The sequence below is a fragment of the Symbiobacterium terraclitae genome, from assembly GCF_017874315.1.
GTDB classification, from domain to species: Bacteria; Bacillota; Sulfobacillia; order Symbiobacteriales; family Symbiobacteriaceae; genus Symbiobacterium; species Symbiobacterium terraclitae.
The window spans coordinates 24,935-47,376 of record NZ_JAGGLG010000020.1 but is presented as its reverse complement, the minus strand read 5'-3'; the positions used below and the strand labels follow the sequence as shown (position 1 = coordinate 47,376).

At 69.3% G+C, this 22,442-nt stretch carries 21 protein-coding genes and 1 pseudogene; 7 read left to right on the top strand and 15 right to left on the bottom strand.

Going from position 1 to position 22,442, the window contains the following annotated elements:
- The first annotated feature begins 175 nt into the window (after positions 1–175).
- Together J2Z79_RS11825 and J2Z79_RS11820 are read left to right on the top strand one after the other, a co-directional pair.
- A complete protein-coding gene (locus tag J2Z79_RS11825) occupies positions 176–724 on the top strand; it encodes an RNA polymerase sigma factor (protein WP_209467099.1) in 549 nt (182 codons plus the stop codon).
- Positions 717–1,523 (top strand): hypothetical protein, encoded by an 807-nt coding sequence (locus J2Z79_RS11820; protein WP_209467098.1) that lies wholly within the window; start codon positions 717–719, stop codon positions 1,521–1,523. The genes J2Z79_RS11825 and J2Z79_RS11820 overlap by 8 nt, the downstream gene beginning before the upstream one ends.
- A gap of 154 nt (positions 1,524–1,677) precedes the next feature.
- Here the strand turns inward: J2Z79_RS11820 and J2Z79_RS11815 are convergent, their stop codons facing one another.
- Positions 1,678–2,850: an iron-containing alcohol dehydrogenase gene (locus J2Z79_RS11815; protein WP_209467097.1), complete on the bottom strand. Its 1,173-nt coding sequence runs from the start codon at positions 2,848–2,850 to the stop codon at positions 1,678–1,680.
- A 356-nt stretch (positions 2,851–3,206) separates the two neighbouring features.
- Entirely contained in the window at positions 3,207–4,217 is a 1,011-nt protein-coding gene (locus tag J2Z79_RS11810; RefSeq protein ID WP_245302665.1) for a cytochrome-c peroxidase, read from the bottom strand.
- Between the two features lie 341 nt (positions 4,218–4,558).
- Between J2Z79_RS11810 and J2Z79_RS11805 the strand changes: the two genes are divergently transcribed.
- Both J2Z79_RS11805 and J2Z79_RS11800 read left to right on the top strand, forming a co-directional pair.
- Entirely contained in the window at positions 4,559–5,038 is a 480-nt protein-coding gene (locus tag J2Z79_RS11805; protein ID WP_209467096.1) for a hypothetical protein, read from the top strand.
- Positions 5,039–5,051: 13 nt separating this feature from the next.
- Positions 5,052–6,236, top strand: coding sequence for an iron-containing alcohol dehydrogenase (locus J2Z79_RS11800; RefSeq protein WP_209467095.1), 1,185 nt, complete (start codon positions 5,052–5,054; stop codon positions 6,234–6,236).
- A 282-nt stretch (positions 6,237–6,518) separates the two neighbouring features.
- On the opposite strand, the gene J2Z79_RS11795 is transcribed toward J2Z79_RS11800, so the two are convergent.
- A complete protein-coding gene (locus J2Z79_RS11795) occupies positions 6,519–7,130 on the bottom strand; it encodes a hypothetical protein (RefSeq protein ID WP_209467094.1) in 612 nt (203 codons plus the stop codon).
- Between the two features lie 239 nt (positions 7,131–7,369).
- Between J2Z79_RS11795 and J2Z79_RS11790 the strand changes: the two genes are divergently transcribed.
- Both J2Z79_RS11790 and J2Z79_RS11785 read left to right on the top strand, forming a co-directional pair.
- Complete coding sequence (locus J2Z79_RS11790) at positions 7,370–9,388, top strand: aldehyde ferredoxin oxidoreductase family protein (RefSeq protein ID WP_209467093.1); 2,019 nt, start codon at positions 7,370–7,372, stop codon at positions 9,386–9,388.
- 12 nt (positions 9,389–9,400) lie between these two features.
- Entirely contained in the window at positions 9,401–9,637 is a 237-nt protein-coding gene (locus tag J2Z79_RS11785; protein ID WP_209467092.1) for a MoaD/ThiS family protein, read from the top strand.
- A gap of 894 nt (positions 9,638–10,531) precedes the next feature.
- Here J2Z79_RS11785 and J2Z79_RS11780 read toward each other — a convergent pair.
- The 4 genes from J2Z79_RS11780 to J2Z79_RS11765 are packed head-to-tail and all read right to left on the bottom strand — an operon-like array spanning position 10,532 to position 14,694.
- The gene (locus J2Z79_RS11780) at positions 10,532–10,714 is read right to left on the bottom strand and encodes a hypothetical protein (protein WP_209467091.1); all 183 of its coding nucleotides are present in this window, start codon (positions 10,712–10,714) and stop codon (positions 10,532–10,534) included.
- A 16-nt stretch (positions 10,715–10,730) separates the two neighbouring features.
- Positions 10,731–11,768, bottom strand: a complete 1,038-nt coding sequence (locus J2Z79_RS11775) for a dimethyl sulfoxide reductase anchor subunit family protein (RefSeq protein WP_209467090.1) — start codon at positions 11,766–11,768, stop codon at positions 10,731–10,733.
- A gap of 1 nt (position 11,769) precedes the next feature.
- The gene (locus J2Z79_RS11770; protein ID WP_209467089.1) at positions 11,770–12,474 is read right to left on the bottom strand and encodes a 4Fe-4S dicluster domain-containing protein; all 705 of its coding nucleotides are present in this window, start codon (positions 12,472–12,474) and stop codon (positions 11,770–11,772) included.
- 15 nt (positions 12,475–12,489) lie between these two features.
- Positions 12,490–14,694, bottom strand: coding sequence for a molybdopterin oxidoreductase family protein (locus J2Z79_RS11765; protein WP_209467088.1), 2,205 nt, complete (start codon positions 14,692–14,694; stop codon positions 12,490–12,492).
- Between the two features lie 310 nt (positions 14,695–15,004).
- Between J2Z79_RS11765 and J2Z79_RS11760 the strand changes: the two genes are divergently transcribed.
- Positions 15,005–15,724 (top strand): DsbA family protein, encoded by a 720-nt coding sequence (locus tag J2Z79_RS11760; RefSeq protein WP_209467087.1) that lies wholly within the window; start codon positions 15,005–15,007, stop codon positions 15,722–15,724.
- A 70-nt stretch (positions 15,725–15,794) separates the two neighbouring features.
- Here J2Z79_RS11760 and J2Z79_RS11755 read toward each other — a convergent pair.
- The 8 genes and pseudogenes from J2Z79_RS11755 to mtnA form a co-directional block, all read right to left on the bottom strand.
- Positions 15,795–16,007 (bottom strand): annotated as a pseudogene (locus J2Z79_RS11755) (thioredoxin family protein); the annotation flags it as partial.
- 12 nt (positions 16,008–16,019) lie between these two features.
- Entirely contained in the window at positions 16,020–16,457 is a 438-nt protein-coding gene (locus J2Z79_RS11750) for a thioredoxin domain-containing protein (RefSeq protein WP_209467085.1), read from the bottom strand.
- Positions 16,458–16,541: 84 nt separating this feature from the next.
- Complete coding sequence (locus tag J2Z79_RS11745) at positions 16,542–16,967, bottom strand: hypothetical protein (protein ID WP_209467084.1); 426 nt, start codon at positions 16,965–16,967, stop codon at positions 16,542–16,544.
- A gap of 108 nt (positions 16,968–17,075) precedes the next feature.
- Positions 17,076–17,756 carry a DnaJ family domain-containing protein gene (locus J2Z79_RS11740; RefSeq protein ID WP_209467083.1) on the bottom strand — a complete coding sequence of 227 codons (681 nt, stop codon included), beginning with the start codon at positions 17,754–17,756 and terminating at the stop codon, positions 17,076–17,078.
- Positions 17,757–17,887: 131 nt separating this feature from the next.
- Positions 17,888–18,949 (bottom strand): radical SAM protein, encoded by a 1,062-nt coding sequence (locus J2Z79_RS11735; RefSeq protein ID WP_209467082.1) that lies wholly within the window; start codon positions 18,947–18,949, stop codon positions 17,888–17,890.
- Between the two features lie 88 nt (positions 18,950–19,037).
- Positions 19,038–20,555 carry an MDR family MFS transporter gene (locus J2Z79_RS11730; RefSeq protein ID WP_209467081.1) on the bottom strand — a complete coding sequence of 506 codons (1,518 nt, stop codon included), beginning with the start codon at positions 20,553–20,555 and terminating at the stop codon, positions 19,038–19,040.
- A gap of 134 nt (positions 20,556–20,689) precedes the next feature.
- Positions 20,690–21,352 (bottom strand): class II aldolase/adducin family protein, encoded by a 663-nt coding sequence (locus J2Z79_RS11725; RefSeq protein ID WP_209467080.1) that lies wholly within the window; start codon positions 21,350–21,352, stop codon positions 20,690–20,692.
- On the bottom strand, positions 21,349–22,434 hold the full coding sequence (gene mtnA, locus J2Z79_RS11720) for an S-methyl-5-thioribose-1-phosphate isomerase (protein WP_209467079.1): 1,086 nt from the start codon (positions 22,432–22,434) through the stop codon (positions 21,349–21,351). The genes J2Z79_RS11725 and mtnA overlap by 4 nt, the downstream gene beginning before the upstream one ends.
- Between the last annotated feature and the right edge of the window lie 8 nt (positions 22,435–22,442).

The window sequence follows — 22,442 nt, the reverse complement described above, 5'->3', positions numbered from 1 at the left end:
AGTTAGCTTGCACCTGTGGGAAAGGGCGCGGAGGGGGCCTCCTCCCCGCCCTTCGTCGCGGTTCGAACCCATCCGGAGCCCCGGCCCCCTGATGTCACGGCACGCGCCTGTACCCCTGAACCATTTCGCTTTATGATGTGTATGTTCAGTGAAACCAGCCGAATGGGGGGGTACAGTGGACGAGTCTCTCCTCATCACAGCTGCTCAGCGTGGCGACCGGGACGCCATGGCCGCGCTCTACCGCAAGCACCGCCTGCAGGCCTACCAGACCGCGCTCATCGTCCTGCGCGATCCCCACCTGGCGGACGACCTGGTGCAGGAGGCCTTCATCCGGGCCTTCCGGGAGATCGGCCGGTGCGACCCGGGCCGACCCTTTGCGCCCTGGCTCGCCCGCATCGTCATCAACCTCTGCCGCAACGCCCTGCGCCGCAGACGCCTCCTGCCGCTGGCGCTGCCGGACCGGCAGGGCGCAGGGGACCCCGGCTACGCGGCCACGGAGGACCGGGCGGACCTGTGGCCCATCCTGGAGCGCCTCTCCCACGCCCACCGCGAGGTGCTGATGCTCCGTTACTTCCATCAGTTCACGGAGCCTGAGATCGCCGAGATCCTCGGCCTGCCGCTGGGGACGGTGAAATCCCGCCTGCACGCGGCGCGGCAGGCGGTAAAGAGCCGCATGGAGGCCCCCGACCCGGGGCACGGAAAGGAGCTGACGCCCGATGGCTGACCTCGACCGCCTGATTCAGGAAGGGTTCGCCCGGGGGGTGGCCGGGCACGCCCCGTCCGACCGGTGGAATGCGATCGCGGCCGCCCTGGACGGCGCGCCGACCCCCGCGCGGCGCAGTCGGTCGCCGTGGGCGATCGTCGCCGCTTCGGTCGCTGTGCTGGCGCTGCTCAGCCTACTCTACCCGCCCGTGCGCGCCGCGGCCGTGGAGGGCTTCCTGGGCCTGTACCGCACCGTCTTCAAGGTGCGCTGGGAGGGTCGGGTCGGCGACACGCACATGGCCCTGGTGACCCCCTCAGATGAAGAAGCCCCGTCGGAGACGCCCGGCGCAGGCATGGAGCAGCCCGCCGCGGTGAAGGGCATTCCGGTAAAGACCCTGGACGAGGCCATCAAGGTTGCCGGCTTCACCCCGCCGACCATCGCGCACGACGGCGTCTCGCCCGCCAAGTACGAAGTGGCGATCTGGACCTTCCAGGAATGGGAGATGCGCACTGTGCGGATCGGGTACTGGTACGAGGGCCAGCTCTATATCCTGGAGGCGATGGGCTATGCCGACGCGGCCGGGCATGTGGCGCCGCTCCCGTCCGACCAGCTGATCTCCTACTCCCCTCCCGACGAAGCGCTGGGCGACATCCGGACGGTCGACGTCGGGGAGACGCAAGCGCTCTGCCTCGAGCGGGACTACGGGCAGGGCCGGCTGTTCGGCCACTGCCAGTGGCTCATGGAGGGGCTGCGGGTCAACCTGACCGGCGCGGAGCTGGAGCGTGTGGTGGAACTGGCCCGCCACGTGCGGATCGACTGAATGCGCCCCTGGTCGAGGGCATCTCCCGGGCCGGCGCACAAAACGGGGCCGTCCGATCAGCAGTTTCCCCTGCTGGGACGGCCCCGTAGCTTGCTGTCTCCGCAGCGTGAACTGCGTCTGGGACAGCCCCTTCGTCGCGGCGCTGCGAGCCCTGTTACAGTGACATGCGCAGGATCGCCGCCACGTCCTCCTCCGTCAGCTTGCGGAACTGGCCGGCCGTGCCGCGCCGACCGGTGGCCAGCTTCGCCATCCGCTCAATCTGGTCGTCCCCGATGCCGTAATCGGCCAGCCGGGAGGGCGCGCCGATGCTCGTCCAGAACTGCCGCAGGCGCTCGATCCCTTCCAGCCCCACCTCCCGGTCGCTGCGGCCCGCCGGGTTCACGTCGAAGACGCGCACGGCCAGGCGGGCGAAACGGGCGGGGTTGACGTCCAGGCAGTACCGCATCCAGTTGGGCTGGATGATCGCCAGCCCGCCGCCGTGGGGGATGTCGTACACAGCCGAGACCGCGTGCTCGATGGCATGGGTCGCCCAGTCGCCCCCGTCGGTGCCCATGGCTAGCAGGTCGTTGAGGGCCATCGTGCCGCAGAACAGCAGCGTCTCCCGGGCCGCGTAGTCCTCGGGGTCCGCCACCGCCCTCGGTCCCGCCTCGATGACGGTCCGCAGCAGATCCTCGATCCAGCGGTCCACCAGCGGCGTGTTGGCCGCGGTGTGGAAGTACTGCTCCAGCGCATGGGACATCATGTCGACGATGCCGTATACGGTGTGGTCCCTGGGCACCGTGAAGGTGTAGACCGGATCCAGGATCGAGAACCGGGGGTAGGTGTGGGGAGCGGCGTCCCAGCCGAGCTTCTCCCGGGTCTCCCAGTTGGTGATCACAGACCCGGAGTTCATCTCCGAGCCGGTGGCCGCCAGGGTGAGCACCGTGCCGAAGGGCAGCGCGCCGGTCGCCCGGCCCTTTCCAGTGATCACCTCCCACACGTCGCCCTCGTACAGGGCGCCCACGGCGACGGCCTTGGCGCAGTCGATCACGCTGCCGCCCCCGACCGCCAGGATGAAGTCGACCTGCTCCCGGCGGCAGATCGCAACGCCCCGGTGGACCGTGGTCAGCCGCGGATTGGGCTCCACCCCCGGCAGTTCAGACACCTCGGCGCCCACCTCACGGAGGATGGCCATTACCGCATCGTACAGGCCGGTGCGCTTGATGGACCCGCCGCCGTAGACCAGCAGCAGCCGCTTGCCGTACGGCGCCAGCTCGCTGCGCAGCTGCGCCAGCTGTCCCCGGCCGAAGATCAGTCTGGTGGGATTGTGGAACACAAAGGTTTCCATCGTACACGATCCTCTCCTACTGTTGTGCGCTCGCCAGGCCTGGCCACTGCCGGGCAGGCCTTTCCGTATGTAGTTTTGACAAGCACCAGAAGATCCCTCTCCCGCTCCCGGTCCTACCGGGATCCAGGCGGTCACGAGGGCGCCGGCGCGGCCCCCCCGCCGGCCACGGGGGGATCGTTCCAGCGCTTCGCCTCTGTTCAGCTTCGCTGGTTCTGGTGGCAGCCTTCTCTTCGTTGAGCAGCCCCGGTGGATTCAGGACGCGGAGCACCAGCGACGAACAGCGACGAAGGCACGGGCGATGAAACACGACCCCCGCAGCGCAGGCAGCGCCGCAGGGGTCGCACGGTGGTTGGACTTTAGTTGGGAGGCAGCACCGGCACGGAGATGTCGGGCATCTCGCCCACCAGGGACTTCAGGAAGGCGACGATGTCGTCACGCTGCTGGTCGGTCAGCGTCACGCCCAGCTGGACCCGGGCCATGGTAGTGACGGCCTCCTCCAGGGTCTCGGCGGAACCGTCGTGGAAGTACGGGCCGGTCAGCGAGACGTTGCGGAGCGTCTGCACCCGGAAGAACTTCTCGTCCTGCGGGTTGCCGGTCCAGCTGGCCTTGCCCAGGTCGGTGCCGTAGTCGAACTTCATCATCGCACCGCTGGAGAGCGCCGGGCCCGCGTGGCACGAGGTGCAGCCGATGGAGTCGAAGGTCTCCATGCCGCGGATGGCCTGCGGCGAGAGGGCGTTCTTGTCGCCGCGCAGGTAGCGGTCGAGGGCGTCGTTCGGGGTGATCAGGGTGCGCTCGAAGGCGGCGATGGCCTTCGTGATGTTCTCAAACGTGATGGGATCTTCCTCGTTGGGGAAGGCCTTCTTGAAGTACTCGTGGTAGCCCTGGATCGACTTGATCCGCTCCACGGCCTTGTCCGCGGGCATGTTCATCTCGCCGGGGGCCTGGATCGGGCCGCCGGCCTGCTCCTCGAGGCCCTGCGCACGGCCGTCCCAGAACTGGTTCTGGAAGAACGCAGCGTTCAGCACCGTCGGGGCGTTCCGGCCGGTCTCCTGGAAGTCGTGACCGCGGGAGAACTGGAGGCGGTCGGTGCCGCCGAGGGCGAGGTTATGACAGCTGGCACAGGAGATCGCGCCGCTGCCGCTGAGCCGCGGGTCGAAGAAGAGCATCTTGCCGAGCTCGACCTTCTCCGGGGTGGTCGGGTTGTCCGGGTTCTCCGGTGCGGCCACGATGGTGGCGAAATTCCCGCTCCGGACCTCGGTGAGCTTGCCGGACGACTTCGAGGTGTTCGAGGTGGCGGAGCTACAGCCGACAACCAGGACCAGGGTCAGGGCTCCGGCCAGCGCAAGGGTGTGCCATCGCCGAGACATGTCTGCATCCTCCTCCATGTGACTTACCTTCGCCGTACAGGGCGGTGGGATCCCTGTAATCTCACCATAAACTAGAATCATTCCAGCTACAACTTCACAGGTTTGATATCCGTCATAATTCCCGGTTATCCTCGGGCGCAGCGGCATAAGATACAGGTCCTGTGCGGCTTTCCCGGTCCGGACGGCCCCTGCGCGGGCGCCTCGCATCGGTACACGAAAGGTCTAGGTCCTCCACCCGAGTGGGCGAACTTCCTCGTCTACCGTACAGGATTCTGGCCGGCGAATGCCAAACTTACGTACATATCATGCAATAGCGCTCTGCACGGGAAGGGACGGTTCGCATGAGGGGGATCAAAGCGCTCCTGATCCGGATCCTGCTCTGGTTCCTGGGCCGCGGCATCTGCGCCTGCGCCCGGCTGGACAGCCGGGTCGCGGCAGAGGTGGCCACCTGGGCCGAGGGCGCGAGCTTCTGCCTGGCCATCGCCCCGGCCGGCCCCGCCATGTCGCTGCAACTGCGCGCCGGCCGGGTGCGCTTCCTCGGCCTCCGGCCGGTGGCGGACGCCACCCTGCTCATCACGTTCAAGCACCTGGAGGGGGCGCTGCCGGTCTTCCTGGGGATGAAGTCCATCGCCCGGGCCTACGCTGAGCGGCGGATGACCCTGCGGGGGGACCTGACCTTCGCCATGTCGGTCGTGCGGGTGCTGCACATCGCCGAGGCGTACCTCTTCCCCACGCTGATCACCCGCCGCATCATGCAGCGGGTTCCCCGCCGGGAGGTCTCGATGGCCCGCGTCTACCTGGCCACCCTGTTTGCCGCCTGAGGAGGTGCGCACCGTGATCCCGCGCTACTACGAGTTCTACAACCCCGTGAAGGTGCTCTCCGGCGAGAGCGCCCTGGAGAACCTGCCGTATGAACTGGAGCACCTGCAGGCGTCCCGGCCGATGCTGCTCACCAACCGCGAGCTGACGCAGGTCGGGCTGACCGGCCTGGTTGAGGACGCCCTCCGCAGCGGCGGACTCACCTTTGCCGCCCGGTTCGAGGAGATCCCTCCGGACTCGTCGGTCCACGTGGTCAACGCGGCGGGCCGCGCCTTCCGGGAGGCCCGCTGCGATGCCATCGTCGCCCTGGGCGGCGGCTCGGTCATCGACACGGCCAAGGGGCTGCGGGTCCTCATCGGCCAGGAGACCGACGACATCATGCACTACATGGGTGCCGACATCCTGAAGCCCAGGCGGCACGTGCCTTTCGCCGTGATCCCCACCACCGCCGGCACGGGCTCCGAGGCCACCCTGGTGGCGGTCATCGCCCACCCCGAGCGGCAGGTGAAGATGGAGTTCGTCTCCCACCACCTCCTGCCCGACCTGGCGGTCCTCGACCCCCGCATGACCCGGTCGCTGCCGCCCCGCCTGACGGCGTCCACCGGCGTGGACGCCCTGGTCCACGCCATCGAGGCCTACACCTGCATCCAGCGGAACCCCCTCAGCGACGCGTACGCCTGGGCGGCGATCGAGCTCATCCGGGAGTACCTGCCGCGGGCAGTGGCCAACGGCCAGGACGTGGAGGCCCGGCTGGCCATGGCCAACGCCGCCCTCATGGCCGGCGCCGCCTTCTCCAACTCCATGGTCGGGCTGGTGCACGCCATCGGCCACGCCTGCGGCGGCGTGAGCCGGGTGGCCCACGGCGACGCCATGGCGATCCTGCTGCCCCACGTGATGGCGTACAACCTCGACGTCCTCCACGAGCGCTACGGGCGGCTGCTCCTCCCGCTGGCGGGACCCGAGGTCTACGCCGCGACGCCTGCGGCCGAACGCGGCGCCAAGGCCGTCGCCGTGGTCCGGGACTTCACGCAGCGGCTCAGCCAGGCCTGCGGGCTGCCGCTCCGCCTCCGCGAGGTGGGGGTGACGGAGGACGCCCTCTCGGCGATCGCCCGCACCGCCATCAACGACGGGGCACTGCTGATGAACCCCAAGGAGGCCGAGCTCGACGACGTGCTGCAGATCCTGCACCAGGCCTTCTGAGCGGGCGCGGCTGAAGCCGGACTTCGCCGACATCACCCTGCGCTTCTGGGAGCGCGAGGCCCGGGAGAACGTCGATGGCGTGATCCTGGAGTACGCCCGGGCGCACCCCGAGGAGTTCCTGTTCGACGGTGTGGTGTACATCCCAGCCTCCGAGCCCACCGTGGTACACGGGCAGTTCATGTTCTGGCTCTTTCCGTAACGCCGTGGGACCCTCACCCGGTGAACGCGCGGCCGGCGCGCAGCTGGACGCGCTGCGCGCCGGCCCTCTGGCGGTCACCTGATTCACACCCTCCGCGTATGTGTACCCCTCCGCCGGGTGTATGCGGCCGCAACCGTCACCGCCGCCGTCCCGACGGCGCCCGGGAGCAACCACTGGTGCCGGAGCGGGGCCCCCGGCGGCCGGCCCTCACCGTAGGTGTCGTGCAGGAGTGCGATGATGTGCCGGCCGTACTCGTCGCGTGTCGTGGGGCTGGCCAGCAGCGAGCACTCCGAGGCCGTATACTGCTGCTCCTCCGGGGAGTAGCGCAGTCCGACGTAGACATGCAGCCCCTCGTCCGTCACCCGCCGGTACTGGCTCCAGGTGTAGACGAAGTCCAGGGTGTGCGGCCCCTCTCCCTTCAGGTAGCGCTCGACCTCCACTGTCACCGCGGACTTCCGGAAGGGAGTTACACCCAGGAGCCGGAGATGCTTACCCTCAACGGTCACCGGCGGCGTCCCTCCGGGGGTCGCCCGGCCAAGCGGTCTCACGCTCGTGATCCTGCCCAGCGCCACCAGGGCGTAATCGTCAAGCTGCTCCTCCACCCCCATGCAGGACAGGGCATGGGCCGGCTTCGGCGCCAGCGTCGCCCCCAGCAGCAGGACTCCGATCAGCAGTGCGATGAAGCCGTTCCGCATGACCCGCCCTCCTGTGGCAGAGTGCTGACATAATAGACGACCCGGTCGGGAGCTGGGTTCTCCGCGCCGCCGGCCGCAGTCCCGGCGCTCTGTGCCCCGTGCGGCACTGCCGCGGCCGGTTCGCGTCGGCGCGACCGCGCCGGGTTCACCCTCGGGCCCGCCCTGCTCGTACAGGATTCCGGCCGGCCGTCGTCAAAAGAACTGACGCGCCGATATGTTGGCAGAAGGGGGCGATGCAGGTGCCCACGCGCTTCAAGGGTTACATGGGGCGGATGCTGCGGATCGACCTCACCACCCGCCAGGTCAGCGAGTATCCCATCACGGACGAACAGCGGGAGCTGTACCTGGGCGGCAAGGTGATGGCGGCGCGCATCCTGGCCGACCTCATCACGGGACCCGTCGACCCCTTCGGGCCCGAGAACGTCGTCGTGGTCACCACCGGGCCCCTCACCGGGACCGGAGCGCCCATGACCAGCCGCTTCAACGTCTCCACCATCTCCCCGCTCACCGGCCTGCTCACCTCCTCCAACTGCGGCGGCTCCTTCGGGCTGCACCTGAAGAAGGCCGGCTGCGACGGCCTGGTGATCACGGGCCGGGCAGAGAGCCCGGTCTGGGTTGAGATCACCGAGGGCGGCGTCCGCTTCCGCGACGCCGCCCAACTGTGGGGCCTGACCACCGGCGCGACCCAGGCGGCGCTGCCGCCCCGCACGGGCAAGCTGGTCATCGGCCCCGCCGGCGAAAACCGGGTCCGCTACGCCAGCCTCGCCAGCGACGAGCGGATGGCCGCCCGGGCGGGCGTCGGCGCGGTCTTCGGCGCCAAGAACCTGAAGGCGCTGGTGGCCCACGGCCGCCTGGCCGTGCCCGTCGCCGACCCCGAGCGGGTGAAGGCGCTGCACAGGGGCTGGACGCAGGACCTGCGCTCCCACCCCATCACCGGCAACCAGCTTCCCCGGCTGGGCACGGCCGGTCTGCTGAGCATGATGCAGGCCCACCGGATGCTGGCCACGCGCAACTTCAGCCGGGGGCGCTTCGACCAGTTCGACGCCGTCTCCGGCGAGACGCTGGCCGAGGAGCACCTGGTTCACAACGGCGGCTGCACCGGCTGCCCCGTCCACTGCGGGCGCGAGGTGTACCTGCCGGATGACCAGCCCGAGACCGGAGACGAGCGGTCCGCGTACGCCCTGACCGCCGCGACGGAGCCTGCCGAGGGTGCTCCTGCGACGGCGGAGACTCCGCCTTCCGACGGCCGCGCGGAGGCAGGTCAGAAGCGCCGCAAGGTGAAGGGGCCGGAGCTGGAGACCCTCGTGCTGCTCGGCCCCAACCTCGAGAACGCAGACCTGAACGAGATCATCCGCTGGAACTACCAGCTGGACGAGCTGGGCATGGACTCCATCTCCACCGGCGGCACCATCGCCTTTGCCATGGAGCTGAACGAGAAGGGGTTGTGGGAGAACGGCCTCCGCTTCGGCGAGGTCAAGAACCTGCCGCAGCTCTTCGACGACATCGCCCACCGGCGGGGCATCGGCGACCTGCTGGCCGAGGGCAGCCGCCGCCTGGCCCAGCGGTTCGGCGGGATGGGCTTCGCCATGCAGGTGAAGGGGCTGGAGCTGCCGGCATACGAGCCCCGGGCGGCAGTCGGCCAGGGGCTGGGCTACGCCGTCTCCAACCGGGGCGGCTGCCACCTGAACGCCGGGTACCTGGCGGTGCTGGAGGGCCTGGGGCTCGAGATGGATCCCCACACCCCCCGGGCCAAGGCAGCCCTCACGATCCTGATGCAGGACCTGATGGAGGCCATCTCGGCGGCCGGCAACTGCCTCTTCAGCTCCTACAACGTCTTCCCCGCCGCGCTGCTGAACCGGCCCAACGGGTGGCTCACCCGGGCGGTCAACCGGGTCCTGCCCTGGCTGGGCGGCCCGGTGGCGCTGCTCCACCGGATGCGCTGGCTGCCGGTCCACCTGCCCGGGCTGCCCGTCACCCGCTCCCTGGCCGCGGTGACCGGCATGAGGATGGACCTGGGGCGGCTGAAGGCCATCGGCGAGCGCGGGTACAACCTGGAGCGGCTGGTCAACACCCGCCTGGGGGTGACGGCGGCCGACGACGACCTGCCGGAGCGGTTGAAGTCCGTCGAGCAGGTGCCCGGCGACCCCCGCACCCGGGTGCCGCTGGAGCCGATGAAACGGCAGTACTACCGGCTGCGGGGCTGGACGCCCGACGGCGTGCCGACGCCGGCCCTGCTGCGCCGGCTGCGCATCCAGTAGGGGGTGGACCGGGTGGTGACGGTGCGCCTCTTCGGCACGCTGCGGCTGGACGCCCGGCAGCGCCAGGTGGCTGTGGACGCCTCGACCGTGGCCGAGGCGCTGCAGAAGACCGCCGCCGCCCTGGGGCTGCCCGACGCGGGGCCGCTCCAGGCCGCGACGGTCTACGTGAACGGCGAGCGGGCGGGGATGCGCACCCGCCTGCGGGATGGCGACGAGCTCTACCTGCTCTCCCCGGCTGCGGGGGGATGAGTCTATGGTGTTGCCCACCCACCGCCGGCGGGTGACCCTGCGAGACCACCCCCCGGGTACCTGCAAGCCTCTCTCGATACCCCCTCTGGTACCTTCAAGCCCCTGTCGATACCCCCTGTGGTAGACTTGGCCCCCGCCCCGGCTGTCAACCAGGCGGAAACGGAAAGGAAATGAGCCACAGCCCTCACATGCGTGGCTCATTTGCTTGCAGTTCAGGTTTCAACTGTCCGGCCGCCGCCGGCGGATGGCCCTTGGAGACCACCCCCCGGGTACCTGCAAGCCTCTCTCGATACCCCCTCTGGTACCTTAATGCCCCTCTCGATACCCCCTATGGTCGACTTGGCCGTCGCCTCGGCTGTCAGCCAGGCGGAAACGGAAAGAAAATGAACCACGCCCCTCACATGCGTGGCTCATTTGCTTGCAGTTCAGGTTTCAACTGTCTGGCCGCCGCCGGCGGATGGCCCCTGGAGACCACCCCCCCGGTAACTGCAAGCCTCTCTTGTTACCCCCTCTGGTACCCTCAAACCTCTCTCAATACCCCTTCCGGTACCTTCAGACCCCTCGTTACACCCCCTCTGGTACCTTCAGCCCCTCCTGATACCCCCTATGGTAGACTTGGCCGCCGCCTCGGCTGTCAACCAGGCGGCAACGGAAAGGAAATGAGCCACGGCTCTCTCATGCGTGGCTCATTTGCTTGCCGTTCAGGTATCAACTACCCGGTCTCCCCCAGCAGGGGGCGAGCCCGGTGGTGGGGTTCGGCTTCAGCCCGGTCGGAAACTTCCCAGCCATGCACGTGTTCGACCTCAGCCGGGAGGCTCCGGTCACCTTCGACAGGCGTAACAGCACCGGGGCTCCGAGCGCCGTTGGGGCGCTCGGAGCCCGGTACCGCTCCGGCTAACTCACGTTCACTTCCCGGTACCCGTACATCTCCACCTTCGCATCCGGCAGCCCCGGCCGCGCCAGGCGCCGTGCCGCGGCCTGCGCCCCGGGAAACCCCTTGCGGGCGGCCACCAGGGCCAGCGCCGCCAGGGCGCCGGTGAGAAGCGTCAGAATCGATCCGCGCCGTGTCGTCTTCACCCGCAGCGCCTCCTCGTCAGAACCAGGGTTGCCCGCTCAGGTAGAACAGCGCCCGGCCGGCCAGGTGCCCCACCAGCGTCAGGGCCAGTCCGGCGCCGAGCAGCCCCCGCCTGGGCCCGGAGCCTCCGCCCCGCCGCTGCGTCAGCCAGAGCACTGCGGCCAGGGCCGCGGGAACGCCGATCGCCAGGGCGACCTCCAGGCCCAGCAGCACGCCGTTGGCCGCCACCACCTGCTGGCCGAGGAGCAGGGCGGTGCGCACGGTCTCGCTGCCGACCGCGGCCTTGCCTGCCGCCCCGGGCGTGGCCAGCGCAGCGGCAGCACCGTCCGCCAGGTAGCGCACCCGTCCGGCCAGGCCGATTCCGTAGACTGCGACCGCGGCCAGCAGGGTCAGGGCCAGGTGGCGGTGCGCCACCTCAGGGGCACCGCCAGCCATGATGCGCCGGCCCGTACCCGCATCGGGACGCTGCTCCCTCCCCGCCCCGGGGCGCTGGTCCGCCTTCGCCCGCCCGCCCCGGGCGGCGCCGCCGAGTTCCTGCACGGATGCCACGGCCAGCGGACCCAGCATCAGGGCGGAGCCGAAGAAGAGCGCCAGCGTCGACCAGTGGTTCCACATCGGCCGGCCGGGGATCATGTAGATCATCGCCTGGCTGAGGATGGTCGCCGCGCCGGCCAGGGCGCCCATCACCCCGACGGCCCGCCGGGCCTTGCCGACCTCCGGCCGCCACCACCAGAGGAGCGTGTAGAGGGCGATCAGGCCGAAGAAGAGGCCGGTCATCCAGATCTCCCGGGACATCCAGGACGTCTCCCAGTGGCGCAGCGCCCGCATGGCCAGCATCGGCCGCCCCAGGTGGGTGGTCGAGAACAGCATGCCCACGGCGGCCACCGGCAGCAGAATGGCACTGCCGAGGCGGGTGAGCCGGGCCCGGTCAGGGTCCGGCGACGGCGCCTCCTGCAGGTCGGCCGCGGCCAGCACCCAGAGCGCCCCGATGGCCACCTGCATCAGAACCGTGAAGAGCACCAGGCTGTACTGCGCTTCGTGCAGCCACTCCGCCATCTTAGCGTCCCTCCTTTGCCGAGCCGGAGGCGGCCAGCGCTGCCGCTCCCGAGGCCGCCGTGACCGGACGCGCCTCCGTCACCTGCTGCCTCGCCTGCGCGTCCGCCGCGTGCCCTTCGACCGGCGGCGCCACCCGAACCTGGGTCTCAGGCTGCGGCCCCTTCTTCGGCCAGGCGAAACGGGTCGAGGGCCGGGTGATGCCAGGATCGGGGAAACCCGGGGCCTCCCGCACCGCCTGGCGCTTCGTGGACTCGTGCTGGTCCCGCTCGCCGAAGCTGAGCGCCCCGGTCAGGCACGACTGCACGCAGCGGGGCAGCTGCCCCTGGTCAACCAGCTCGTAGCAGCCGTTGCACTTGGAGACCACGCCCTGCGCCGGGTCGAACTGGGGCACCCCGTAAGGGCAGGTCCAGGTGCAGTACTGGCAGCCGATACAGGCGGTGGGATCGTGGATCACCAGGCCGTCCTTCTCCCGCTTGGTGTAGGCCTCGACGGGGCAGCCTTTCATGCAGGCGGGGTCCTCGCAGTGGTTGCAGGCCAGGCTCAGGTGAACCCGCAGGGCCTTGGGGAACTCGCCCATCTCAAAGGAGCGCACCCGGCGCCAGCGGATCTCGGGCGGCAGCTGGTAGAAGTCCTTGCAGGCCGCCTCGCACGCCTTGCAGCCGATGCACTTCTCCATGTCGACGTGGAAGCCGAGCTGTGTGGTCATCCTGCGGTTCCCCCCTTACGCCTTGCGCAGCCGCACGGCCTGCTGCTTGTAGTTGGGCTCCTTGGAGAACGGGTCGACCGCCCAGACGGTGAGCCGGTTCACGGGGCCCTCGTTGAAGTGCATGGGGACGAAGCACGAGCCCGGCGCGACCTGGGAGGTGACCACCACCCTGGCCTCGATCTCGCCCCGCCGGCTCTCGATGCGCACCCGGTCGCCGTAGCCGACGCCGAGCTGCTCGGCGTCACGCGGGTTCAGCTCCACGTAGGCCGTAGGCACCAGGTGGTTCAGCTCGGGGACCTTGCGGGTCTTGGTGCCGGTGTGGTAGTGCTCCTGCACCCGGCCGCTGTTCAGATTGAAGGGGTACTCGCCGTCGGGGACCTCGGGCAGCTCCACGGGGTCCACCGACCAGAGCACGGCCTTCCCGTCGGCGGTATTGAAGCGGCCGTCGGCGTAGAGCCGGGGCGTGCCGGTGGAACGCTCGTCCGGTATGGGCCACTGCAGCCCCCGGTTCTCCTCGATGCGGGCGTAGGTCGCGCCCGAGTAGTCGTTGGGCCGGCCCTTCGTCAGCCGCTTGATCTCCTCGAAGCACTCCTCGGTCGTACGGTACGGGAACAGGTGGCCGTAGCCCATGCGGTCTGCCACGTCAAGGAAGATCGCGAAGTCGGTGCGGGCCTCGCCGGGGGGCGCCACCGCCGGCTTCAGCAGGTTCAGCCGCCGTTCGGAGTTGACCATGATGCCGCTCTTCTCCGCCCAGAGCGCGGCGGGCAGGTAGATGTGGGCATACTGGGCGGTGTCCACCGTGGCGAAGGCGTCCTGCACCACCAGCAGTTCCAGCTTCTCGAGGGCCCGGCGCACCCGGTTCTGGTCGGGCAGCGAGATCAGCGGGTTGGTGCAGATCACCCAGAGCGCCCGGATCTTCCCCTCCAGGATGGCGTCGATGATCTCTGTGATCGAAGGGGACTTGTCCGGCAGGATGGCCGGGTCGACCCCCCACAGTGCCGCCACCTCGGCCCGGTGCTGGGCGTTGCCGATCGCCCGGTAGCCCGGGTAGCTGGAAGAGCCGCCCACCTCGCGGGAGGCCATGGCCGCCGGCTGTCCCGTGATGGAGAAGGAGGCGCAGCCGGGCTTGCCGATCTTGCCCTGGATCAGGTTCAGGTTGTGGAAGCAGTTGTTGGCGATGGTGCCGTTCACCGACTGGTTGATGCCCATCACCCACATGGAGAGCGAGCGCTCGGCCCGGCCGTAGAGCAGGGCGGCCGCCTCGATGTCCTCGGCCGGGACGCCGCAGATCTCCGCCGCATACGCAGGGGTATACTTCCGCAGGTGCGCCTCCAGCTCGGCGTAGCCGGTGGTGTGGGCATCGATGTAGGCCCGGTCGATGAGCCCCTCCCGGATGATCACGTGGGCCATGGCGTTGAGGAGCACCACGTCGGTGCCCGGCCGGATCGGCAGGGCGATGGTGGCGATGCGGCTCACCTGGGTGAGGCGGGGGTCGACGCAGATCAGCCTCGCCCCCTTCTCCACCGCCTTCACCACCCGGGCGAAGAGGATCGGGTGGCACTCGGCCATGTTGGAGCCGGCGATGAGGATGACCTCGGCCGCCTCGATGTCGGCGTAGGCACCCACCGGCCCGTCGGTGCCGAAGGAGCGGGTGTGGCCAACGACGGCGGAGGCCATGCAGGTGCGCGTGTTGCCGTCCAGGTTCGGCGTGCGGAAGCCGGCCCGCATCAGCTTGCCGAGGGTGTAGAACTCCTCCATGCAGAGCTGGCCGGTGTTGTAGCAGGCGATCGATTCGGGGCCGTGCTCGGCGAGCAGGGCCTTCAGCTTGTCGGTCATCGCCGTCAGCGCCTCGTCCCACGAGGCCTGCACCAGCGTGCCGCCCTTGCGGATCATGGGGTGCTTGCCCCGGTCGGGCGCGGTGATCATCTTCCACTGGTAGATGCCCTTGGCGCAGAGCAACCCGTCGTTCACCGGGTACCCCTTGGTGCCGCGGATGGCGACGGGCCGGCCCTCCTTCGTGCCGATCTCGATGCCGCAGCCGGTGCCGCAGAAGCCGCACGTGCTGTACGTCCACGTGTCGGGCTCGACGTGGGCCGGCGCCGCGCCGCCGCTCACGTAGGTGCCGGGCTCGGCGGCGAAAGCGGCCCCCAGCGTTCCCGCCACCGCCGTGGCGGCAAGCGAGAGCTTCAGGAACGAGCGCCGGTCGAAACCGCCGGACATGTGGGAGACCCCCCTCACAAGCGCTACGTAATGGGTACACGAACAGTGTACCGGTGTGCTACTTTGATCTAGTAGAACCGTAGGCATTAAAAAGGGGTCACTGGAAACTTCAAGTCTACGCCCGACGGGGTTTCGTGACGGTCGTCACAGACGTCGAAGCGCCCGTCCGGTGCGGGTTTGGCGGTAGGGTCTCGAGCGGAAGCGCGCATTTCGCACAGCCGACAGTGAACATAGCTGGTGATTTTCTCGTTGTTAATAGTGCCCATGTGACGATACAATGGGACAAACCACTCAAAGGAGCGAAGTCGGAATGTCCAAGACCAAGGAGCGGCGGCGCCCCTACCGGAAGCGGGACAACAGCCTCTGGTGGATCGTGGGCATCGCCGTCGGCGCCACCGCGCTGCTGATCGTGCTGAGTAACATCTCCGCCGGAAGGCTCGGCGATATCATCGTCCCGGAGACCATCCTGACCGATCAGGAGCTGGGCGCGGACCGCAACGTGCGGGGCAGCGCCGATGCACCGGTGGAGCTGGTCGAGTTCAGCGACTTCCGCTGCCCGGCCTGCATGGATGCCAACTCGGTCCTGAGCTCGTACATTTCCCAGCTGGTCGACGAGGGCACGGCCCGCTTCGTCCACAAGCACATGCTGGTAATCGACCGGGAGAACACCTCGCTGAACGCCGCGGAGGCGGCCGAGTGCGCCGCCGACCAGGGCTACTACTGGGCGTTCCACGACATGCTCTTCGCCAACCAGCCCGCCCAGGGCACGAAGTGGAGCCGGGACGCCATGAAGCAGTACGCCAAGGCGCTGGGGCTCGACACCGGGGCCTTCAACCAGTGCATGGACAGCCAGAAGTACCGCGAGAAGGTTCTGGCCGATTCGGCTGAGGGCTACGGCACGCCCGGCATCACGGGCACCCCCTCCTTCCTGGTGAACGGCACCCTGCTCAGGCTGCAGCGGAGCTACCTCGAGGTCGTCGACGCGGTGCAGGCCGCGGCGGGCCTCAGCACCGGCCAGGCGGGGCAGTAGCGCCGAATGGGCGCAAGACGCACATAAGGGGCGGCCTCCGCTCGGAGGCCGCCCTGTCGTCTGCCTTTCCTCATCCCTCGCAAGCCCGCACCAGTTCCGCCACGAACTCGGCTTCCGGGTACCTGCCGACGAAGACGACCTGCGCCTTCCCGGCGATCACGGTCTGCGGCACGGCGCGCACGCCGTGGCGCGCCGCCAGCTCCGGGAACTCGGCCGCGTCCACCGAATAGGCCAGGATGCGCGGGTTCTCCATCGCCGCCATGTGTGCCAGGCGAACCGCCTGGGGGCAGTGCGGTCAGGTGGGCGTGGTGAAGACCTGGATCACCAGGTCCTGATCGACGGCCCGGACCGCGCGGCGCGCCGCCTCCGACAGGCGGGTGCCCCCGCGGGAGACGTCGATCAGGTCCTCCAGGAAGACCATGAACTCGTAGCCCACGGTCGCCCCGTAGAAGCGCACGCGGGTGTCGCCGCCCTCCCCGTCCAGGAGGACCAGCGCAGGCGCCTGCTCCACCCGGTAGCCCGCGGCCTCGGCCTGCCCTTCCCGTCCGCCCCGGGCCCGCACCCGGATGCGGCCGCCCGAGGCCCCGACCAGCGCGTCGAGGATCTCCCGCATGGCCGCCGTGTGCGGGTCGTGCGGATCCGCGTAGAAGAACAGGACCTCCACCGGGTCCCGCAGGTGGCTGTCGAACAGCTCCCTGATCTGCCGCCGCTGGGCATCACTGACGATTCCCAAGTCGTCTCCCCCTTGCGGGCTCCCGCAGGGCAGCGGTGAGCCCCTCTCTCCGGCCGTTCGGTCTGGCACTCCCGCCGGGCCGGGCTAGCGCCCCCGCCAGGGCAGGCGGCGGTTTGCCTCCGCCGCCGTCCGCACCCAGCCCGTCAGCCGCTGTTCGAACGCCTTCACGCTCAGGTCCTCAAGGGTCACACGCCGCTCGGCGACAGGCGCCTCACCCTCCTTCAGGCGCTCGGCGATGACGCCGTCGCGGCACTCCACCCGGTACTGCAGCCGCGGCTTCAAGATGGTGAGTTCCAGGTACGGGTAGCGTTCGTCAAACCGGCTGATGTGAAACGCGAGATCCACACCGAAGGCCTCGCCGAAGGCCCGGGCCTCCTCCAGCACGGGCTTCAGCTCCTCCAGCCGCCTGCGGAACCCCTTCAGCACGGCGGCTTTCCGCTCCCCCTCCGCCCTCTCCTGCGCCTGCAGCTGCTCGTTCAGCCCGGCCAGCTTCGCACGCCAGTCGCTCATCAAGAAACACCTCACCCCCCGATTGTACACCACATCGGGGGGTGTGTGCTGCCAGTGTCAGGCTCCTGCTGTGTGCGGCGCCGCGATGGGCGGGACGTGGGACTCCGGTCAGTCGCGGTAGCGCAGCTTGTCCAGGATTCCCCTTGGCTTGTTCAGGTTGTAGAGCATGATCTTCTCGTTCAGCTCCCGGATCCGCTCCTGCCGCTCGGGGTGGTCCTTGGGGTGCGTCGCCAGCCACTCCCGGTCCTCCCGGATGGCCTTCTCCAGCTCGATCCAGAGCGGCGCCACCTTGTTCTCCCGCAGGATCCGGTTGACGATCCACGAGCCCTCACCCGCGGCGTAAGGGTCGGGCTCATCCTTCTCCAGGTCCAGCGGCTTCCCCTTGCCGGGCAGGTTGTCGAACTCGCCCTTGCGCATGGCCTCCTGGATGATCTCCTCGAGCCACGCCTGGGTGAACTTCTGCGGCTTGTGGTCATTCTCCTCAGCCACGGCCCCTCCGCCCCCCTTCTGCAGGATAGGATTCGCCGTCCGGGCGCCTGTGCCTGCAGGAACGGGGCGGAAGGGCAGCGGGCGCTCACCCTGTGCACACCCACCTCCACACGCGAAACCCCTGGCGACCCGCCGACTGCGGTAGCCGGCCCCACCCTTCCCGAAGATGTCGAACCAGCACCAGGCCTGGAGGCCGCCGGATGCGGCATCGAACAGGTACTCCGGCAACCGCGTGAGCGCGGGCGTGACGAGAAGCCCGACCAACAGCCAGGCCACGATGAGCACGATGCGAATGGCCATCTCCTCCCCAAGGCTAAGAACTCACATAATCCCAATCCTCGCTTTCCCGAGTCTGTTGGATCTAATCAGTACACGTACGAGAAAGCCCACGAGCCGCTGCAGAAGCGGTTCGTGGGCTCACTCAACAGCGTTCAGGCGCCCTGATACCCCGGCGGCACGTAGGCGCAGGCGGGATCCTCGGCCAGCCAGTCCCCGTACACGCCGTAGGCTCTGGCCCGGGATCCGCCGCAGATCGCGCGGTACTCGCAGGCGCCGCACCGGCCCTTGAGCTTCGAGGGGTCCCGCAGCAGGCGGAACACCTCCGACTCCCGGTAGATGGTCACCAGCGACTCCTCCCGCACGTTCCCGGCCTTCCAGGGCAGGAAGCCCGAGGGGTTCACGTCGCCGATGTGGGAGATGAAGGCGAAGCCCTTGCCGTCGTTGACGCCCATGGTGGGCAGGCCGGTGATCCCCTTCTGCAGCAGGACCCGGCGCCAGTGCGGACCCTCGGTGGACTTGATGGCGAAGGGTGCGGTGCGGCTGTACTCGGCCAGCCACTCCATGACCTCCTCGTGCTCCTCGGGGCTCAGCATGTCGGAGAGCTGCCCCCGGCCGGTGGGGATCAGGAAGAAGACCGACCAGAGCGCCACGCCGATCTCGGCCACCTTCGCGGCGATCTGCGCCAGGTTCCGCCAGTTGTGGCGGGAGACGGTGGTTCCGATCTGCACCTCCATGCCGGCCCGCTTGGCGGCGTCGATCCCCTCCATCGTCCAGCGGTAGGAGCCCTGCACGCCCCGGAAGGCGTCATGCAGCGCCTCATCCGCGTGGTCGAGGCTGAAGGCCACCCGCTGCATGCCGGCCTCGGCGCACCGGGTCATGTTGGTGAGGTTGGCGAGGCGCGTGCCGCTGGGGCTGCCGGAGATGCGCAGCCCGATGGAGGTGCCGTAGCGGACCAGCTCGGGCAGGTCCTTGCGCATGAACGGGTCCCCGCCCGTCAGCACGAAGACCATGGGGTCCAGCTCACGCACCTGGTCCATGAGGCGGCAGCCTTCCGCGAAGGTGAGCTCCAGCGGATGCCGGCGCGGGTTGGCCTCCGCCCGGCAGTGGCGGCAGGCCAGCGCGCAGGCCCGGGTGACCTCCCAGATGACGACCAGCGGGCGCAGGTCAAAGTCGAAGGGCGCCCGGACCGGCGGCGGGATCGGCTGTGAGCGCATGCGGTCCACTCCTCTCACGGGAGATGGGATCGTACATGCTCAGCATAGCCGTCGGGCCCGGCCGGTTGCGGTGACGAAGCTCACGCACCTACGCCTCCGCAGGCTTCGGCGCGTCGCCGCGCTCAAATCGCAGGTTCGGAATGAGCAGCGCCGCGGCGAGGCTCAGCAGCGCGGCCAGCAGCATCACCAGGTGCACGTTGCGCAGCGCGGCGGCCAGCGCATCCTGCATCGCCTGGAGCAGCTCCGGCGCCAGGGCCGCCCGCTGGGCGGGGTCCAGCAGCCGGTTGGCCCAGTCCCCCGCGTCCGCAGCGGTGCGGGCCTCCACGCCGGGAATCCGCTGCAGCCGGCCCAGGAGGTCGACGTTCATCACGCCGCCCATCGCCGAGACCCAGATCATGCCGCCCAGGGTGCGGATGAACTGGAAGGACGCCGTGGCCACACCCCGCTGCGTCCAGTCCACCGAGGACTGGATGCCCAGGATGAAGGCCAGCGTCGAGAAGCCCATGCCCGCGCCGATGACGAACGTGACCAGCGCCAGCAGCACCTCGGGGATCTCGGCCATGGTCCGGGCCAGCAGCACCAGCCCGGCCGAGCCGGCCACGTTGAGCCCGAGCCCCAGCAGCGCCGAGGGCCGCACCCCCATCCGGACGATCAGCCGGCTGCCCAGCACCGCCGCGATCGGCCAACCGATCGAGAGCCAGAGCAGCGAGGCGCCGGACCGGGTGGCGGAGTAGCCCTGCACCCCCTGCGCCCAGATGGGCAGGTAGACCGAGGTGCCGTACATCACCCCGCCCACCATCAGCGAGGAGAGGTTGCCCCAGCCGATCACGGGGATCCGGAAGAGCCTGAGGGGCAGCACCGGGTCGGCCGCCCGGCCCTGCGTCCAGAGGAAGAGCAGGAGCAGCAGGACGGCGCCGGCCGCCATGCCGGCGATCTGCGGCGAGGCCCAGGGCAGCTGCGTCCCGCCCGTGAGCAGCACCAGGAGCAGCAGCGCCATGCCGCCGGTGAGGGTGACCGCCCCCAGGTAGTCGATCCGGGCCTTGCGCCGCTGCACCTGCTCGTCGAAGAAGCGCCAGACCATGAGGAGGGCGATGGCGCCCAGGGGCAGGTTGATGTAGAAGAGGTAGCGCCACGTGAGGAAGTCGACCATCAGGCCGCCGACCAGCGGCCCCACCAGGGCGGAGAAGCCCCAGACCGCGGAGAACCAGCCCTGCACCTTCGCCCGCTCCTGGGGGGTGAAGATGTCGCCCAGGATCGTCTGGACCGTGGGCTGCATCGCGCCGGCGCCCAGCCCCTGAAGGGCGCGGAAGAGGATGAGCGCCTCCATGGACTGCGCCGCCCCGCAGAGGGCGGAGCCCGCGACGAAGATCACCGCGCCGATGGTGAAGGTCCGCTTCCGGCCGATGATGTCGGACAGCTTCCCGTAGACGGGCATCGTGGCGGTCGACGTGAGCATGTAGGCCGAGACGAGCCAGGTGAGCATGGCGAAGCCGCCCAGGGAGCCGACGATCCGGGGCATCGCCGTGTCGACGATGGTGACGTCGACGGCGGTGAGGAAACTCGCGAGCATCAGTGCGTAGACGGTGAACATCCGGCGATCGCGCACGCAGGCATCTCCCCCCTGTCCCTTGGGACGTCGCCGGCGGGTCCGCCGCTACGTCCGGGCCCGAGATATTGCACTTGCTGCCAATCCGCGCGGCCGGCCCGCACTCCCTCCCCGGAGTGCGGGCCGGTCCCTCGCTATGCGCCGCCCGTGCGGTTCCGCTCCCGGATCCGCACCAGCTCTGAAACCTGCGTCATCGAGAGCTCGTTGCTGCGGCCGATGATGTTCCCCGTGTACATCAGGATGGTCGCGTAGTACTCGACCGACTCCATGCGGTAGTACGCCTCGAGGAGGTCCTTCCCCCAGGTGACGGCACCGTGGTTGGCCAGCAGCACGGCGTTGTGCGTGCGGCAGAACGGGGCGATGGAATCGGGCACCTCCGCCGTGCCGGGCGTCGCGTAAGGTGCGACGGGCACGGCGCCAAGGTTAAGGATGGCCTCCGTCAGGATCGGGCGGTCGAGGGCGATGCCTGCGATGGCGAACGAGGTGGCCACCGGCGGGTGGGCGTGGACGACGGCCGTCACCTCGGGGTTCTCCCGGTAGACCCGCAGGTGCATCGCCAGCTCCGAGGTGGGCCGCCCTCCGGAGAGCACGCGCCCTTCCAGGTCGACTTTCACCATCATGTCAGCGTCCATGTAGCCCTTGGAGACGCCCGTGGGCGTCACCAGCAGGGCGTCGGGCCCGACCCTGACGCTGATGTTGCCGTCGTTGGCCGCCACGAAGCCCTTGAGGTACATGCGGCGGCCCACGTCCACCATCGCCCGCCTGGCTTCATCCTCGGTCATGTACGCGCTGGTCATACCTGCTTCCCGGCGGTCTCCTTGCGGCGGAACAGCTCCTTCAGCGACTCGGTGTAGGGCGGCCGGGCGATCCCGTACTCGGTGATGATCGCCGTGATGAACTCGGCGTCGGTCACGTCGAAGGCCGGGTTGAAGACCTTCACGCCCTCGGGCGCCATCCGCTTCGCGTACCACTGCTCCGTGACTTCCTCGGGCTTGCGCTCCTCGATCTGGATGTCCCGCCCCGTCGCACAGTTCATGTCGATGGTGGAGGTCGGCGCGCAGACGTAGAACGGGATGCCGTAGTTCTTCGCCAGGATCGCCACGCCCGAGGTGCCGATCTTGTTGGCGGTGTCGCCGTTGGCCGCGACCCGGTCGCAGCCGACGAAGACCGCCTGCACCCAGCCGTTCTTCATCACGGCCGAGGCCATGTTGTCGCAGATCAGGGTGACGTCGACCCCGGCCTGCATCAGCTCGTAGGCGGTGAGCCGGGCGCCCTGCAGCAGCGGGCGCGTCTCGTCGGCGAAGACCTTGAAGTTGTAGCCGCGCTCCTGCCCCAGGTAGATGGGCGCCAGGGCGGTGCCGTAGGCCGCGGTGGCCAGCGCGCCGGCGTTGCAGTGGGTGAGGATGCCGATACCCGGCTGCACCAGGGACAGGGCGTACTCGCCGATGGCCCGGTTGGCCCGGACGTCCTCCTCCTTGATGGCGTCGGCCTCGGCGCGCAGGGCCTCCTTGATCGCCGCGATTGGCCGCTCCCTGTTCCGCAGCACGCAGGCCTCCATCCGGTCCAGCGCCCAGAACAGGTTCACCGCGGTCGGGCGCGAGGAGGCGAGGTACTCCTTCACCCGGCGGAACTCGGCGTAGAAGGACTCGAAGTCGGCGGCGTCCGAGGCTTTCACGCCCAGGTAGGCGCCGTAGGCCGCGGCGATGCCGATGGCGGGCGCGCCGCGCACCCGCAGCGAGTGGATGGCCTCCCAGATCTCGGGCTGGGTCTTCAGGCGGAGGTACCGCGTCTCGTTGGGGATCAGGGTCTGGTCCACGATCACCAGCGCGCTGTCCGCGTCGTCCAGCGCCACCGGTACGATCTGCTTCCGCTGCTCCATGCCTGTCA

Bases quoted from the DNA above. Each gene is read 5' to 3' on its own strand.
- J2Z79_RS11820 (WP_209467098.1), top strand. From the start codon at position 717: ATGGCTGACCTCGACCGCCTGATTCAGGAAGGGTTCGCCCGGGGGGTG.
- J2Z79_RS11815 (WP_209467097.1), bottom strand. From the start codon at position 2,850: ATGGAAACCTTTGTGTTCCACAATCCCACCAGACTGATCTTCGGCCGG.
- J2Z79_RS11810 (WP_245302665.1), bottom strand. From the start codon at position 4,217: ATGTCTCGGCGATGGCACACCCTTGCGCTGGCCGGAGCCCTGACCCTG.
- J2Z79_RS11805 (WP_209467096.1), top strand. From the start codon at position 4,559: ATGAGGGGGATCAAAGCGCTCCTGATCCGGATCCTGCTCTGGTTCCTG.
- J2Z79_RS11795 (WP_209467094.1), bottom strand. From the start codon at position 7,130: ATGCGGAACGGCTTCATCGCACTGCTGATCGGAGTCCTGCTGCTGGGG.
- J2Z79_RS11775 (WP_209467090.1), bottom strand. From the start codon at position 11,768: ATGGCGGAGTGGCTGCACGAAGCGCAGTACAGCCTGGTGCTCTTCACG.
- J2Z79_RS11770 (WP_209467089.1), bottom strand. From the start codon at position 12,474: ATGACCACACAGCTCGGCTTCCACGTCGACATGGAGAAGTGCATCGGC.
- J2Z79_RS11765 (WP_209467088.1), bottom strand. From the start codon at position 14,694: ATGTCCGGCGGTTTCGACCGGCGCTCGTTCCTGAAGCTCTCGCTTGCC.
- J2Z79_RS11760 (WP_209467087.1), top strand. From the start codon at position 15,005: ATGTCCAAGACCAAGGAGCGGCGGCGCCCCTACCGGAAGCGGGACAAC.
- J2Z79_RS11745 (WP_209467084.1), bottom strand. From the start codon at position 16,967: ATGAGCGACTGGCGTGCGAAGCTGGCCGGGCTGAACGAGCAGCTGCAG.
- J2Z79_RS11740 (WP_209467083.1), bottom strand. From the start codon at position 17,756: ATGGCCATTCGCATCGTGCTCATCGTGGCCTGGCTGTTGGTCGGGCTT.
- J2Z79_RS11735 (WP_209467082.1), bottom strand. From the start codon at position 18,949: ATGCGCTCACAGCCGATCCCGCCGCCGGTCCGGGCGCCCTTCGACTTT.
- J2Z79_RS11725 (WP_209467080.1), bottom strand. From the start codon at position 21,352: ATGACCAGCGCGTACATGACCGAGGATGAAGCCAGGCGGGCGATGGTG.
- mtnA (WP_209467079.1), bottom strand. From the start codon at position 22,434: ATGGAGCAGCGGAAGCAGATCGTACCGGTGGCGCTGGACGACGCGGAC.